The organism is Aeromonas sp. EERV15 (assembly GCF_900079845.1).
Taxonomy (GTDB): domain Bacteria; phylum Pseudomonadota; class Gammaproteobacteria; order Enterobacterales; family Aeromonadaceae; genus Aeromonas; species Aeromonas sobria.
The window spans coordinates 1-473 of record NZ_FKKY02000105.1; the positions used below are offsets into that span (position 1 = coordinate 1).

Consider the following 473-nt stretch of genomic DNA (forward strand, 5'->3'; position numbering starts at 1 on the left):
AGGCTCGTGAGCACGCGCTTCGTGTAGAGCCGGGTCTCCTCGTACGGGATGCGCTCGACCCACAGGTCGAAGCTCTGCGACGGCCGCTCCGCGATCCACCGCTTCGGCGCGCCGCCGCCCGCGTTGTAGGCGGGGATCGCCAGCAGCGGGTTGTCCGAGAACTGGTTGCGCAGCACCGAGAGGAAGCGGCAGCCGAGCGCGACGTTGACCTCGGGGCGCCTCAGCGCCTCGGCGCTCCAGGGCAGCCCGAGCGGCTTGGCCATGCGCTTCGCGGTCGGCACGATGAGCTGCATCAGCCCGTACGCCTGCGCGTGCGAGGCCACCTTCGGGTCGAAGGCCGACTCCTCGCGCATGATCGCGTAGGCGAGGGCCTCGGGGATCCCGCTGCGCTTCGTCTCGGCGGCGACGATGGCGGCGAACGGGCGCGGGTAGGCGAGCTCCCAGGCGGCGCGCCAGCGCCCGACCGGGTAGTG

Annotated in this window: 1 protein-coding gene; it reads right to left on the reverse strand. The window is 72.5% G+C overall.

What is annotated here, in order from left to right:
* On the reverse strand, positions 1-473 hold a 473-nt coding region (locus tag BN4575_RS22805; RefSeq protein WP_141689910.1), incomplete at both ends, for a lytic transglycosylase domain-containing protein.